18 protein-coding genes are annotated in these 13,750 nt (G+C 72.2%); 12 read left to right on the plus strand and 6 right to left on the minus strand.

Going from position 1 to position 13,750, the window contains the following annotated elements; genetic code table 11:
• Positions 1–264: 264 nt before the first annotated feature.
• Positions 265–699 (plus strand): hypothetical protein, encoded by a 435-nt coding sequence (locus ABZ135_RS37905; RefSeq protein ID WP_356702810.1) that lies wholly within the window; start codon positions 265–267, stop codon positions 697–699.
• Positions 700–703: 4 nt separating this feature from the next.
• Here the strand turns inward: ABZ135_RS37905 and ABZ135_RS37910 are convergent, their stop codons facing one another.
• The 3 genes from ABZ135_RS37910 to ABZ135_RS37920 form a co-directional block, all read right to left on the minus strand.
• The gene (locus ABZ135_RS37910; protein WP_356702812.1) at positions 704–1,207 is read right to left on the minus strand and encodes a hypothetical protein; all 504 of its coding nucleotides are present in this window, start codon (positions 1,205–1,207) and stop codon (positions 704–706) included.
• 538 nt (positions 1,208–1,745) lie between these two features.
• Positions 1,746–2,207: a protein kilB gene (locus ABZ135_RS37915; protein WP_356702814.1), complete on the minus strand. Its 462-nt coding sequence runs from the start codon at positions 2,205–2,207 to the stop codon at positions 1,746–1,748.
• Between the two features lie 34 nt (positions 2,208–2,241).
• Complete coding sequence (locus ABZ135_RS37920; protein ID WP_356702816.1) at positions 2,242–2,982, minus strand: GntR family transcriptional regulator; 741 nt, start codon at positions 2,980–2,982, stop codon at positions 2,242–2,244.
• A gap of 175 nt (positions 2,983–3,157) precedes the next feature.
• On the opposite strand from ABZ135_RS37920, the gene traA reads away from it, so the two are divergent.
• The 9 genes from traA to ABZ135_RS37965 all read left to right on the plus strand — a co-directional run bounded on the left by traA (position 3,158) and on the right by ABZ135_RS37965 (position 11,519).
• Complete coding sequence (traA, locus tag ABZ135_RS37925) at positions 3,158–3,691, plus strand: plasmid transfer protein TraA (protein ID WP_356702818.1); 534 nt, start codon at positions 3,158–3,160, stop codon at positions 3,689–3,691.
• 15 nt (positions 3,692–3,706) lie between these two features.
• Positions 3,707–5,707, plus strand: coding sequence for a plasmid transfer protein TraB (gene traB, locus ABZ135_RS37930; protein WP_356702820.1), 2,001 nt, complete (start codon positions 3,707–3,709; stop codon positions 5,705–5,707).
• Between the two features lie 178 nt (positions 5,708–5,885).
• Positions 5,886–6,383, plus strand: coding sequence for a hypothetical protein (locus tag ABZ135_RS37935; RefSeq protein ID WP_356702822.1), 498 nt, complete (start codon positions 5,886–5,888; stop codon positions 6,381–6,383).
• On the plus strand, positions 6,380–7,474 hold the full coding sequence (locus ABZ135_RS37940) for a hypothetical protein (RefSeq protein WP_356702824.1): 1,095 nt from the start codon (positions 6,380–6,382) through the stop codon (positions 7,472–7,474). The genes ABZ135_RS37935 and ABZ135_RS37940 overlap by 4 nt, the downstream gene beginning before the upstream one ends.
• The gene (locus tag ABZ135_RS37945; protein ID WP_356702826.1) at positions 7,471–7,914 is read left to right on the plus strand and encodes a Pycsar system effector family protein; all 444 of its coding nucleotides are present in this window, start codon (positions 7,471–7,473) and stop codon (positions 7,912–7,914) included. Before ABZ135_RS37940 ends, ABZ135_RS37945 begins: the two co-directional genes overlap by 4 nt.
• Positions 7,911–8,297: a hypothetical protein gene (locus tag ABZ135_RS37950; RefSeq protein WP_356702828.1), complete on the plus strand. Its 387-nt coding sequence runs from the start codon at positions 7,911–7,913 to the stop codon at positions 8,295–8,297. Before ABZ135_RS37945 ends, ABZ135_RS37950 begins: the two co-directional genes overlap by 4 nt.
• Positions 8,294–8,446, plus strand: a complete 153-nt coding sequence (locus ABZ135_RS37955; protein ID WP_356702830.1) for a hypothetical protein — start codon at positions 8,294–8,296, stop codon at positions 8,444–8,446. The genes ABZ135_RS37950 and ABZ135_RS37955 overlap by 4 nt, the downstream gene beginning before the upstream one ends.
• A gap of 908 nt (positions 8,447–9,354) precedes the next feature.
• Positions 9,355–11,073 carry a protein rep gene (locus tag ABZ135_RS37960; RefSeq protein WP_356702832.1) on the plus strand — a complete coding sequence of 573 codons (1,719 nt, stop codon included), beginning with the start codon at positions 9,355–9,357 and terminating at the stop codon, positions 11,071–11,073.
• Positions 11,074–11,156: 83 nt separating this feature from the next.
• Positions 11,157–11,519: a hypothetical protein gene (locus ABZ135_RS37965; RefSeq protein WP_356702833.1), complete on the plus strand. Its 363-nt coding sequence runs from the start codon at positions 11,157–11,159 to the stop codon at positions 11,517–11,519.
• Between the two features lie 113 nt (positions 11,520–11,632).
• Here ABZ135_RS37965 and ABZ135_RS37970 read toward each other — a convergent pair whose 3' ends face one another.
• On the minus strand, positions 11,633–11,824 hold the full coding sequence (locus ABZ135_RS37970; RefSeq protein ID WP_356702835.1) for a hypothetical protein: 192 nt from the start codon (positions 11,822–11,824) through the stop codon (positions 11,633–11,635).
• A 207-nt stretch (positions 11,825–12,031) separates the two neighbouring features.
• Between ABZ135_RS37970 and ABZ135_RS37975 the strand changes: the two genes are divergently transcribed.
• Complete coding sequence (locus ABZ135_RS37975; RefSeq protein WP_356702837.1) at positions 12,032–12,256, plus strand: hypothetical protein; 225 nt, start codon at positions 12,032–12,034, stop codon at positions 12,254–12,256.
• A 41-nt stretch (positions 12,257–12,297) separates the two neighbouring features.
• Here ABZ135_RS37975 and ABZ135_RS37980 read toward each other — a convergent pair whose 3' ends face one another.
• Together ABZ135_RS37980 and ABZ135_RS37985 are read right to left on the minus strand one after the other, a co-directional pair.
• Positions 12,298–12,480, minus strand: coding sequence for a hypothetical protein (locus ABZ135_RS37980; RefSeq protein ID WP_356702839.1), 183 nt, complete (start codon positions 12,478–12,480; stop codon positions 12,298–12,300).
• 226 nt (positions 12,481–12,706) lie between these two features.
• Positions 12,707–12,865: a hypothetical protein gene (locus tag ABZ135_RS37985; protein WP_356702841.1), complete on the minus strand. Its 159-nt coding sequence runs from the start codon at positions 12,863–12,865 to the stop codon at positions 12,707–12,709.
• 405 nt (positions 12,866–13,270) lie between these two features.
• Here ABZ135_RS37985 and ABZ135_RS37990 point away from each other — a divergent pair.
• Positions 13,271–13,750, plus strand: a 480-nt coding sequence (locus ABZ135_RS37990) for a hypothetical protein (RefSeq protein WP_356702843.1), incomplete at its 3' end; no start/stop codon positions are given.

Genomic DNA, 13,750 nt, shown 5'->3' on the forward strand with positions numbered 1-13,750 from the left:
AGCGCCGACCACCCCGACCGACTGCCGGAGCTGGAGCAGCAGCGGCACTCACCGATCACCCCGGTCTCGATCTGGATGGACACCTACTCGGCGCTTTCGTGCATGGGCACCGTCCTCCGCCAGGTGCTCGTACCGATCGCCCAGGCGGCGCGCTGACCTGCGAAAGGAACATCTCGTGGAACTTCGTGGAACCGTCCTACGCGCGCGCGGGTGCAACGGGGTTCATCGGTCGGGACCCGGCCGCCGCCCGGTACGGTCGGCCGCATGACCAAGTACGACACCCCCCGGGACGGCTCCGGGGCCAAGCTGTGCGCCTGGTGCGGCTCGCCCGTCGAGCAGCCGGCCACCGGCCGCAGCCGCGACTACTGCCGCCGGAGTTGCCGTCAGCGCGCGTACGAGGAGCGGCAGGTGGCGAAGCGGATCGCGGAGGCCGTCGACGCACGCCACGTTTCGTCACGTGACGAGCAGCGGGCACCCGCTCCGGAATCGACACGTGACGAAACGGTGCGACCCCGTCCGGAGAAGAAGAAGCCGCAGGTCGTGGCGCCCGCCCGGCCGCCTGCTCCCCGACCGACGCCGACGGTGCCGCTGGCGGACATGACGAAGCCGAGGAGCGAACGGAAGTCGCTCTTCCCGAGCTTCCGCCGGCCGCCGAGTCAGCCGGTGCTCTTCGACGACCAGGAGCAGGGCGACGGCTGAGCGGCTACTGGGTGCGGAAGCGGCTGTGCGCGGACTGCTTGGTGATGCCGAAGGCGGCGCCGATGTCCGCCCAGGAGTCGCCGGCGGCGCGAGCGGCGGCCGCGGCCCGGGTAGCCGCTTCGCGTGCCCGCTCCTCGGTCCGGCGGGCGAGGAAGAGCGCTGCGCGCGGGTCACGGCTGGCGAGCTGGTCCAGGACGTCGCCGAGCTCCGCCAGGGCGCGGATGCCCTGGACGGCGCTGAAGGTGACGTGCCGCGTCCACTCCTGACGGAGCGGCTCCTCCGCCTCGTCGACGGTCACGGCCGGGTCGATCGGGTGCGCCGTCTGGCCGGTCGACCCGCAGGTGCAGGACCAGCGGATAGCGGCCGCCGCGGGGCCGGCTGTCTCGGTCAGGAGCGCTCGCCAGGGCAGTGCGGTGCCTCCGGGGAAGGGTGCGAAGCCCTCGGGCGTGCGCTGGAGCGGCTCGACGTGGCCGACGTGGAGGGAGGTGTTTTCGCTGGTCCAGGGCATGTGTCAGGAACTCCTTACGGTCTGGTCAGAATTTCCGACCCTAGCAAGTCAGGTGATTCTGACTCAGGCGTCAGGGAGTGTGACGGTCTTGGCCGACGATCCGACGTGGTGCCGGCGGACCGGCGGCGTACGAACGGCCCGGCCCGCTGACCCACCACTGAGCCGCACCCGGACGCCCGGCCCAAGACGGCCCGCAGCGCTGGGATCAGCTCGACTGCCTCAGCCACATCGCGGCAGCAGGTGCTCCCCATCAGCCCGAGACGGGCCGCAAGGTCGCCTCACGCGTCCGCATCCGTGACGGCGGGGGTACGGCGCCCGGCCACCCTCCCGAGCCGCCTGACGGCCGCTCAGCGCCCGCGACCCCACCCCTCCCCTAACCAGCCGTCCTTGGACGCCCAGTGGACCCGCAGCCGCGCGACTAGGTGGCTACGGAGGCTTACGGACCTTGGGCGCCCCACGTACGGTCTGAGGGCGCGAAGAAGCCCCCGCCACTGCCCGGCGGGGGCTTCTGATTCGAGGGCGTAGGTCCGTCTGGGGATCAGCGGTGGCGGGGGCCCAGGAGGGCGGCAGCGGCGGTGACGAAGGCGACGGACGCCTCCTTGGCCGCGTGCCGCCGGTCGTCGAGCTCCGAGCGGCTGGTCGCCTCACGCAGCGCGTAGGTGGCGTCGGCGGCCCGCTGGGCGGGGACGGTCAGCTCGGGAACGAGGACCTGAAGCCGGATGTGGGGGGCGGTGATCGCAGCCCGGGTCTCGTGGGACTTGGTCTGAGCCTCGGCGTGGTGCTCGGTCTGTGCCTCCAGGGCCAGACGCTCCCGGTGGAACATCGCCGAGCGGTGCGCGTCCAGGGCGGCCGCGAAGTCCGTGACGGCGCCGAGCTGGTCTTGGCGGTGGTTGTCGGCCCGCTGCTCGGCGCGTGCCGCCCGCGCCGAACGGTGCTGAAGGAGACCGGCGGTCAGTGCGCCGGCGAGGGTGCCGAGTACAGCAACGATCGAAGGCCACATCAGGGGATCCTCTCTCGCGGTCGGTGGCGGCTGGCTACTTCCCCATGGGCACCCGGGTTCCGGGGGCGTAGACGTCCTCCCAGTACCCGAGCGGTCGGTCCTCGTCGTGGAAGGTGACGGTGGTGACGATGACCGGCACGGCGGCGTGGGGCGGAGCGTCGATCTCCAGGGCGTCGAGCTCGTCCTGGGATGCCTGCCGCGCGTAGCCGGTGCGCTGCCCTGTCACGACTTCGCGGCCGGTGCGCTCCGTGTACAGCTCACCGAACTGCTTGGTCATGCGGACGTCGTCCGACAGCTCCGGCACGACCGAGGTCGTGTGCGGCGGGTACACGGAGATGCCGACGGTGGTCGGCTTGTCGTCCTGCCGGAAGACGCGGATGCGGATGACGGCCTCGTCGCCGGGCTCCAGGTCGAGCGCGGTGCACACGTCCGGGTCGTACACGGACCGGCGCATCACACGGTGACCCGAGGACGTCTCGCCGGGGGCGTACCGCTTTCCGTTCTGCTCCATGCGGGCCAGCCGGTCGGCGCCGGTGATGACCATGGGCGACTTCTCAACGACGGTGCCCTGCGCCCCTCGGGAGGCGACGAGACCTTCGCTCTTGAGTACGGCCAGGGCCCGGGAGACGGTCTTCGCCGCTACGCCGAACTGCTCGCGAATCTCGGCCACGGACGGGAGCGAGTCCCCCGGGGCCAGCTCTCCACTGGTGATCAAGGCCCGGAAGTGAGCCGCCACGTCGGCGTATCCCTTCCCGGCCGGTGCCTTGTATGCCACAGCTTCTCCCTGTTTGTCGGGGCGCGGTACTTCTCCGAAGGTACATCAATGTCCCCCCGAAGGTACATCCTTGCTTGCGGACGGTGCTTCGTGTACCTTCGGGACGTCGCCAAGGTACGTTAAGTACCTCAGGGCCGACAGATCCGTACCTTCGGACACCCAGAGAGGTGCTGTCGTGGCCACCACAAGGAACGTCCCGCCCCAGGGGCAGGGGCAGTCACAGCAGTCGAAGACCAACAAGTTCGCGGACGCCGGCGCGATGCTCGGCGGCTTCGTCGGTGCGATGGGCGGCTCCTTCGTCCCGCCGATCAACCTGACCGTCAACAACGGGGGCAAGGGCGCCGTGCGGGCGACGGCCTCCTCGTCTCACTTCCTCTTGGGGGAACCGGACTTCAACTCCACCGAGGACGTCCGGGCCTACTGCAATCACGTCCGCGCGCTGATGATCCAGGCGGCCATTGAGCTGGCCATGGCCTCGAAGATCCTCCAGGCCCGCCTCTCCCAGGCGCAGACGCTCCCGGACGACACCCCGGTCCAGGCGCGGCTCCGCGCGGCGCGGGTGGCGCGGAAGCTCAAGAAGGCCGGTGACGGAGCGACCGCTGCCGCGAAGAACTCTGTTGCCGCCTACGCCGCCTTCCAGCGCGAGTACGCCGACCTGATGCGCCCGCGCCCCCAGCGCACCGCGACCACCACGCCGTTCCGGTACTGAGAGGGAGGCACTGCGATGGTGAAGAAGACCAGCGAGAACACCGAGCACCTCCCGGCCATGACCGGCGGCACCGTCCGCTCTTGGCTGTGGCACCAGACCAAGCCGTTCACCCCGCCGTGGATCGTCACCGGCATCGTCGGCGCTGCGGGCGCCGGCGCCAACTTCGCCTGGGGCGGGTCGGCCTGGGCGGGTGTCGGCCTCACCCTCGCCTCGGTCGGCCTCACGGCCGCCACCTGGCACGCGGGCCGGACGACCGGACGGCAGCGCCGTCTCCACTCCGCCATCACCGTGGCGGCCGCCTCGACCTGGACGACTGCCGCCGCCCTGTCCGGCCCGCTCACCGGCCCGCTCCCGGACCTCTACCTCATGGGCGGCGCTGCCCTGGCGCTGAGCTGGAACATCCGCCGCGTCCTGCGCTCCGCCACCAACGAGACGGCTGAGTCGGCCGACAAGGGTCTGCTGGAGAAGGTCGGTCTCGCCCGGACCAAGCTCAAGGAGGTCCGGGTCGAACCGAACCGGGTCACCGTCCCGTACGAGCTGCCCGCCGGCGAACTCACCAACGACGACATCTCCCGAGCGATCCCCCGAATCGCGTCCGCGCTCGACGTCCCCACCACCGCGATCCGCGTTCAGCACGACCCCGACAGCGCGAGGAAGGGCCAGTTCGTCATCGTGCCCGAGGACATGCTCAAGACCCCGACCATTTGGCCCGGCCCGGTCGCCCCCGGGCAGTCCGTCGCCGTGCCGCTGCGGATCGGCGTGTACGACGACGGATCCGACCTGGTGCTCCCGCTGCTCGACGCGATCCACATCCTCGTCATGGGGATGACCGGCTCCGGCAAGACCGAGGGCGCCGTCGACGTGATGCTCGACCTGCTCACCCGCTCCGACGTCGCCGTGTGGCTCGCCGACGCCGCCAAGAGCGGACAGGACTTCCAGCCGCTCCTGTCGGCCTTCGACTGGGCCGCCCTCGACACCCCTTCGGTCGCCGCGATGACCGCCGCGATCCAGGCGGTCATCCCGGTCCGCACCCGCTGGCTGCGCGACCACTCCTACCGGGCGTGGGAGCCCGCGGCCGCGAAGAAGCAGACCGACCCCGCGCACTCCTGCCGCAAGGACGGTCAGGTCTGCGGCTGCCCCGGCCTTCAGTACCTCCTGGCCTGGATCGAGGAGGCGGCCAAGGTGCTGCGCGAGCTCGGCGACGACGTCTTCACCGGCATCGCCCAAGAGGCGCGTTCGGCGGGCGTCTCCCTGGTCCTGTCCATGCAGCGGGCCTCCGGCTACCAGCTCTCGACCGACACCCGCGCCTCCCTGCCGGCCGCACTCTGCTTCGGCGTGCGGGGCGACGACGCAAGCTTCGCGCTCCCGGAGGAGGTCCTGGACGCGGGCGCCAACCCCAGCGCCTGGGGCAACAAGCGCAAGGGCTACGTCTACCTGGTCTCGGCCGGGGTCGACGAGGACCTGTACGCCAATCCCGCCCGCACGTTCTGGACCGGCCCGTCCGGCGAGTACGAGCGCGCCGCCCGCTGGGTCGTCGAGCACTTCGCCCCCATCCGGCCCGAGCTCGACGATGTCACCGCCGGCGCCGCCGCGAAGGTCGCGGGCCAGCTCTTCACCGAGCGCCGCGCCCGCGCTCTGGGCGCCCCCGCCGCCCCCGCCCGGGAGCTGACGGAGGAGCAGGAGTCGGAGCAGGAGGTCGCCGCACTCGTCGACCCGGAGGACACCGAGCTCGACGCTACTGCCGAACTCCCCCCGGTCACGGCCGACACCGAGCTCCCGGCCGCCAAGCCGTCCACGGAGGAAGCGCGGGAGCTCCTCGAGGAACTCGTCGAGATGCTCGCCGAGATCGGCCCCGGCACCGTCGCGGTGAAGGACCTCAAGCCGTACCTGGAGCAGCTCGGCCGTGACCGCTCCTGGGTGTCGAAGGAGATGAAGCGGCTCGCCTCCGAGGGCCGTCTCGCCCCCACGACGGATGACGGCGTCTACCGGCTGGTCCCCACCCTCGCCGCCGCCTGACGCGGCCCGCACAGCCGCACACCCTCGCACACCCGCACAGCGCGAATCCCCACGTCGGACGGGGTGTGAGAGAGGCCGCACACCGGCCCGCACACCCCCCGGCACACCCGCCGCACACCAAATGCAGCGGGCCGACCCGGTAGCCCCCGGATCGGCCCAGACGACCACGGAGGTACCCGTGACCGCCAACCCCCAGTATCCCGCCGACCGTCAGATCACCGACGCCGACCTCCTCGCCGCGCTCCTGCCCGACTCCCCCGCCGGCGCCGCCCCGGCCCCGCTCGTTCCGGCCGCGCAGCCCACCCTCGACGTCGCCGCGCTCCTGGAGCTCGCCCGCCGACAGGGCGCCCTCGAAGCCGCGGTCACCGCGAAGACCACCCCGGCCGAAGACAAGTTGTCTTCGGGGCCGATCGTCCCGCGCTGGGCCGTCGGCACCGCCGTGGCGAGCGTCGGCGTAGGTGCCGGCGCCCTGCTCCTGGGCTGGGCCCTCGACCTCCTCGCCGCCGGAGCCGCCGCCGTCGCGGCCGGGATCACCGCCGCCGCCCCCATGCTTCTGGTCGGCGCCGTCGTCGTCGCCGCCCTCCTCGGCCGCCGCAAGGGCAACGGCGCGTTCGAGGTCACCCAGACCGTCACCCAGACCATCACCCAGACGGTCAGGGGCGGTGGCCGCCGGTGAAGCTCGACACCCAGCGCCAGGTCGACCAGGCGGAGAAGATCCTCCGGCTCGTCTGGCTGATCGTCTTCGGCGCCGTCCTGTTCTCCGTCCTGACGGTCACCCCGCTCGTGCAGCGAGTCACCCCGGACGCCTGGGACTGGACGGCCTGGATCCTGCCCGTGGTCGTCGACGCCGCCGTCGTCATCGTGGTCCGCGTCGACGAGATCGTCGCCCGCCTCGACGGCCGCCCCGGCGGCTGGCCGGCCCTGCTGCGCTGGCTCACAGGCGGCATGACCCTGCTCCTCAACGTGGGCGACTCGATGCTCAAGGGCGACTGGGTCGGCGTCGGGGTCCACGCGGTCGCGCCCGTGCTGCTCATCGTCACTGCCGAAGCCGCCATCGGATGGCGCCGCGCGATCAACAAGGCGCTCGCCCGCATCGACCGTGAGCAGGCCGCCGAGCGTGAGCGGCTGGCCCGTGAGCGCCGTGAGCAGGAGGACCGCGCACGCGCCGATCGGGAGGCCCGGGAGCAGGCCCAGGCGGCCGAGCGTGAGCGCCAGCGGCAGGCCGAGGAGCGACTCCGTGAGCAGGCCCGGCTGGACCGTGAGCGGGAGCGTGAACACCAGGCCCGCCTCGCCCGCGAGGAGCGCGAGCACCAGGCGCAGGTCGAGCGGGAGCGCAGGGAGGAAGAAGCCCGGCTCCGCAAGGAGGAGCAGGACCGCGCCGACCGTCTCCGCCGTGAGGCCGAGGAGCGGCAGGAGCGTGAGCAGAAGGACCGGGAGGCGGCCCAGCGGGCCGAGCGTGAGCGCAAGGCCGCCGAGGCCCGCAGGACAGCCGCCCCGGCCGTGAGCGCCAGCGTGAGCGCCCCCCGGCCCACCGTGAGCGCTTCCGTGAGCACCCCGCCCGCTGAGCCCGCTCACGAGCCCCAGGCCGCCCAGAAGATGCCCGAGAGCAAGGCGCGAGCCGCCGTTGCCGAGGGGCTTCGTGAGGGCCGGTCGCAGCGGCAGCTCGTCGCGCTCACCGGCTGGTCGGCGGGCTGGGTCGCCAAGCAGGCCCAGGCGCTCACGAAGACCGAGCAGGAGCAGCAGCCCAAGGAGGGGGCCCTCGTATGAGCACCGAAGAGCTGACCGCAGCGCACGCCGAGGTGAAGGCGGAGATTGCCCGCACCGACTCGAAGACCGCACTGCTCACCGCGTTCGTCGGCGCGGTGCTGGCGGGCGCCTGGACCGTCGCCCGTGACCTCCCCCTGACCGTCCCCGCGTCCATCGCGGGCGGCCTCGGGCTCGTGCTCCTGGTCGTCGCCGCCGGGCTCCTCCTGCGCTCCGTCCGCCCCAACTTGCGTGGCGGCCGCGGCTTCCCGCTGTGGGCCACGCTGACCCCGCAGCAGATCGCCGCCACCGACGAGTCCCGCGACCTCGCCGCCGACGTCGTCGGCCTCTCCCGCCTCGCCGTCGCCAAGTTCCTCTGCCTCCGCCGCGCGGTCGACCTGATCCTCGCCGCCGGCGCCCTGCTCCTCCTCGCCGTCCTGCTCACCCTCGGAGGTGCCCTGTGACCACCACCGCCGCCGCCACCCACGTCGTCGTCTCCCACGGCGCCGACTTCTTCGGCGAAGACCGCCACCCCCTCCGCGTCCTGGGCTCCCTGGCCGGGTACGCCGAGGGCATCCTCCCGGCCGCGGAGCGCAAGCTCCTGGTGCAGCTCCTCCTGCAGGCGGGCGACGGCGCCGCCGGCGTCACCCGCACCATCGCCGTCGACCAGGTCGTGAAGCTCGCCCCGCTCCTGCGCCGCGTCGCCCGCAGCAAGTTCGTGAAGTCCCGGGCCCACGCGGCCGCGGCCGCCCTCCTCGCCGACGCGGCCGAGCGCGCCGCCGCCGACGGAGAGGCGTGGCAGTGGCGGGTCGAGCTGGGCGACGTCGAGGGCGGTGACCTGCGATGAGCAGCAAGCCGCCGAAGAGGTACTCCGGTCTCGCCTCCAGCGGCCCGGGCCGCCTCTACCCCGTCGGCGGGTCGAGGCCCAACACCTCCCCGAAGAGCACCGAGTACCCCGACACCCGCCGCCGGCCGCACGGCCCGTCGGCCTCCTGACCCACCCCAGCCCGGGGCCTTCTGGCCTCGGGCTTCTTCAGCACCTCGAAACCCCATGCGTAACGGGATTACCTCGCGCGTCGTGTTCTAGAAGCGGGACGCAGGTGTAACGCCCGGCGCACTCACTCCGTCCATCACTCGCCGGGAGGAGCACACCATGCAGCAGGGAGCAGGGGTATTGAAGTCAACCCGCCGACCTACGATCCCTCCTATGGGCGCGGGGCCTGACGTAAGGATCCCCATGTCCCGTCCCGCTGTGCTGCTCCGGCCCACCCCCGACTTCCCCGGCCTGTGGGTCACCGCCGAGGGCAGCGGCCGCGCCATCTACGCCTGCTCCTGCGGCTACACCCGGGACGTCGCCGGCCGCGCCCGCGTCCTGGAGCTCGTGACGCACCACCAGGAGCACGCAGACGTCTGCGTGCTGACGACGGGTGTGACTGACGGGGAATCCGCGCGGCGTGTCACGCGCGGGGGCCGAGGTGCGGCAGGATCTACCCGTACAACTCCAGAAAAAGCCGAGAGGCCAGGGGGCCTAATCCCTGACCTCTCCGGTGAGCCCACTCTGTCCGCCGCTTAAAACGATCAGAGAAGAGCCCAACGCTGTGACAAGCGTACGGGACGCTTCGTCGTCCGCAACCCCCTCCTCGGCCGACGCGCCGCCGCAGTCCCTCGTCGAGGTCGACGCCCGCGCCGCCGCCACCCGCCCCGCCGGCCCCCGCTGCCACTGCGGGACTCCCATCACCCACACCCCCGGCAAGCGCCCCAAGGTGTACTGCTCCGATGCGTGCCGAAAGAGGGCAAAGCGGGCGATTGTGCGGGGAGAGGCGCTGCCCACCCCCCGCCGGTCGGGCGGCACTTCCGGCACCAAATCCGGACGCGGCCTTGGTACTACCGCGAAAACTACGGACATGCAGGTCAGCGGCCTGTCCGCCGACCATGTACGCGGCGAGAACCCGACATTCACCCGTACCGCCCGCGGTCTGCCGCTCGACCCGGCGGACATGGCGGCCCGCGACGCGGCCTTCGAGCTGCGGGAAGCCCTGCGGGACCTCTCGGGCCTCTCGCGACTTGAGAAGTGCGGTCTCTCGGTCCTCGCGGGCGGTGTCACCCCGGTCATCCGCAACGGCCGGGCCGGGTACGCGGGCGTCGTCACCTGCGGCTCCGTGCACGTCTGCCCGTGCTGCGCCACCTCGATCCGCCGCGTCCGCCAGGACGAACTGGAGCAGGTCGGCCAGTTCTGGGAGTGCCAGTCCTGCGGCCTGGTGATGATGACGCTCACCATGCGGCACTACGAGCGCGACCCGCTCGCCGAGCTGGCCGAGCTTCAGCGGCAGGCGTGGAAGCGGAGCTTCGGCCAGAACGCCGGCCGCGACTGGCGGCAGGCGAAGAAGGACTTCGGCGTCCGCGGCTTCGTCCGGGCCTGGGAGGTCACCCACGGCGAGAACGGCTGGCACTGCCACTACCACGTGCTCCTGTTCCTCGACCGGCCCCTCGGCTCCGACGACGTCGAGCGGCTCCAGAAGCTCGCCTTCAGCATCTGGTCCTCCGCCCTCGTCGCCGTCGGCGCCCGCATGCCGGTCGAGAAATCGGAGAAGGACGGCAAGCCGGTCGCCGTGAAGATCGACGCCCCGGACCGGGGCGAGTCCGGGCAGATGGCCCGCTACCTGATGAAGGGCCAGGACGGGAAGACCCGCTGGGGCGTCGCCGCCGAGCTCACCCGCCAGGACGTCAAGCAGGGCCAGGGCGGCCACCGCACGCCCTTCGAGATCGCCCGCGACGCCGTCGCCGGAGACGCCCGCTCCGCCGAGCTGTGGCGCGAGTTCGTCGTCACCGCCACCGGCATCCGCGCCCTGTACTGGTCCAACGGCTTGCGCAAGCTCCTTGCGGAGATGGGCTTCGAGCTCGACGACCGCACCGACGGCCAGGTCGCCGCCGACGACGCGGCCGCCGGCACCCCGCTCGCCTGCATCCCCGCCGCCACCTGGTACCGGCACATCGCCCGCCAGAAGGGCCGCGCCCTCGCCCTGCTCCACGCCGCCGAGAAGGGCGGATCCAGTGCCGTCCGCCGCCTCGTCGAGTCCTGGGGCCTGACCTGGGGCCTCGACGTCCTGGAGCCGGAAGTCCTCCCGGCCGGGGCCGACCCGACCGCCGACGAGGTCCTGCGCCGCATCGAGCGCGAGACCATGGCCGCCCGCATGAGCGTGTGGCGCGACGAGTTCGACCGCCAGGACCGCGAGGCCCGTACGAACCTCGTCGTCCGGCACTCGGCCAAGGCGTGGGAGGCCCGCGCGGCCGCTGCCGAGAAGGTCCGCCAGGACGCCGAGGCCGAAGCCGCCCGCCGCGCCGAGACCGGTGAGCCCGCCGACAACCTCATGACCCGTATCCAGCGCGGGTGGGTCGACGCAGGTCTGCCCCGCCAGGCTGCCCGGCCCGCCGACCAGACGCCCAAGGTAAGCCTGAAGAAGCCGCTCAAGGTGAAGCCGATGAAGGTCGTGGTCACCCCGCCCCGGCCCGGCGCCGGCGCCGACACCTGCCGCCGCTGCGGCGGGCACCTCGACGCGATCCTCCGCCCGTACGGGCAGCACCTGGCCGACTGCCTGAAGACCGACGGCCCGGTCCCCGTGTGACCGCCATCCGGCGGGGCGACAACTTCGAGTTGTCGCCCCGCTCGTTGACCAGACGACCCCGACCCGCCCTCCTGGAGGCACGCATGGGACGCGACGCGAAGCGCGCGAAGCAGAACCGGCGAGACAAGCGCCAGCGACAGAACTGCGGCATCCCGGACGTCACCGTCCACGCCGTCTCGACCCCCGACCAGGTACTCACCGCACTCTTCGGACCCGGCCCCGCCACCGACGACTGGCGCCAGGACGTGCTCGGCGGCAAGCGACTCTCGCTCCGCCTCGACGTCGCCGGCCGAATGACCATCAACGGCCACGTCCTCACCCCCGAGATCTGCGCCGCGCTCCAGGCCGAGCGCCCGCACGAGGCCGACGACTTCGACTACGCCAAGCTCACCGCCATGGGCACCGGCATGCCCCCGGGGCTGGAGATGTGCCGCCCGGCCCCCTGACCCGGCACGGAAGCGCGAGCAGCCTTACGCCCGCGCGCGCGTAGGGGTGTGCCAGAAGTGCCAGAAGTCGACCGGCCGCCGCTCCTCCGGCCCCGGTCGTGACGGCGCCGGCTCTACTCCAACGAAGGTTGGTAACCGCGGGGGCCGAGCGGCCGACGGCCGACGACGGCCGGACGCTCCAGTCGCTCGGGCACCTCGACCCAGTCGCCCTCGACCGCGCGCTCAGCAGCGGACAGAGTGCGCTCGTCGCGCTCGGGAATGGTGATCGCCGGGCCGGTCCCAAGGCGACGTCGTGCAGTGCTCATGGCGCCAGTCTCCCGCCCGTGCCCGGGCGCCGAGAACCCGGCTGCGGCCGGGGCGGTGGTCCACCGTTACTGGTATCAGTAACTACTACCTTGCTACCGCTCTCCACCGGCCTGTGGTCTAGCACCTAGTGGCAACCTCGGGTTGTCGCCCGAAACCCCTGGCCGTCCCCGGCCGCGTGTAACTCGCTCACACCCTGAGGAGGGCTCATGACCGCACCACAGATCTTCGAGTCGACGGACGACGGGTACGCGTACTTCTTCCGCCTCGACGAGATCGAGGACGGCCCGGAGGGGCGGATCTACGTCGGGGTCACCCGTTCCGGCGGCATCACCAAGGGCACTGACACTCCCGTGAGGATCACTGAGGAGAACTGGCGTCGGGAGGGCTGGCGCCGTCTCCGTGAGGGCAAGCACGTGCCCGGCTGGCACTAGTCGCTTGGCTCGCGGGAAGCTCCCCTTCCCGCCCAACTTGCTCAGGGTTTTGGGCCGGTGCCGAGGGGGCGCCGGCCCCGCGCTTCGAGCGCGTGATCCTGGTGCTCGACGTCGTCCAGGGGCAGCACGCCGGGCTCGGCCCGCTCGACGGGTAGAAGCCGCGGGGACGTCGTGGTCCTGGTGCTCGTCGTTGGATCGGCGCGCAGCGGGCGGCGCCTGCTCATCGCGACAGTCTCCCGTGACCGGCATGGAGACCGGCGAGGAGTCGGCAGACGACCGGTGAGAGACCGGCAAGGGACCGCCACCCGGACCGCCACATGCCGGTCGGCTGCCGGTCGCCTGCCGGTTCCTCGCCGGTCGGGTGGCGGTCCTGTGGCGGTCTCTGGGCGGTCTGCTGGCGGTGCCGGGTGGCGGTCCGTACGGCCTGTCTAGCCTCCCGACGGCGCCCTTTCAGACGGCGATCGCGGCGAGCAGCACCGTCGCCAGGCCGAAGCCGACGGCGGCCGCGATGGTCAGCGCCGGCACCGCCCGCGGCTTGAAGTGGGCGACCACGCCGACGAGGGCGGCCGCGAGGATCGCCACGGCGGCGATGAGGGCGAACGTGGTCATGGGCATGGGTCCTCCGGTGTCATGAGGCCCGGCCGTGTGCCGGGCGGTGAGCAAGGTGGAGGACCGGGGGGTTAGGCCCGCAAGTGCCTCCACCCCTTGGCGGGGCTCGGAGGCGATCGGACAGGACCGGGCAGCCGTATTCGATAGCTGCGGCCATTGAATCCCAGGCGGCGGCGAGGTCAGTGCGGGCCGATACGGCCTGTCCTATGGGACGGCGGGTGGCGGTGCTCCCACTCTGGTTGCGCCTTCGACTCGAAGGTGGTCAACGGTTCCTCCACCTTTGTTATTTGGGACGTGTGACGCGGACGCGATCACGAGACGGGCTCAGAGAGCTGGTGGAGCGGTGATTGCGGGGCAATCACTCCCGGCCTTCGGGACGGCTCGGGGGCGGCGTACGGTCCCGGGGTGGACGACTATGAGCTGAGCGATGGGACGACCTCGCGGCCTGGACCGCCCACGGCGTACGACGAGCGCCGGTGGGCGACGAGGGTGGCCATCTTCGAGGCGTGCGACGAGTGGGACCTCGAGGAGGAGCCGCCAACTGAGGCGGAGGTCCGGGTCGCCCGGGAGCTCGCGCAGGACATCCGGGCGAGCATGCACGAGCCGCCGGCGGTACCAGGTGACCGCCGCCCGCCGCTGCTCCGACGCCTGCACCAGCTCGTCGGCCTCGCCCAGCTCGTGCGCGTACTCGTCGACACCGCTGACCCTGGGCAGATCCGTCCGGAGCTCCAGGCCGTCCTGGACGCGGCCGAGGCGATGTGCGCCGGCTTCGAGGAGCCACTCGCCGACTTGGAGGACTACCTCGTCCGGTACAGCGCCGACCACCCCGACCGACTGCCGGAGCTGGAGCAGCAGCGGCACTCACCGATCACCCCGGTCTCGATC

It is taken from the genome of Streptomyces sp. NPDC006339 (genome assembly GCF_040612775.1).
In the GTDB taxonomy this organism is placed as follows: domain Bacteria; phylum Actinomycetota; class Actinomycetes; order Streptomycetales; family Streptomycetaceae; genus Streptomyces.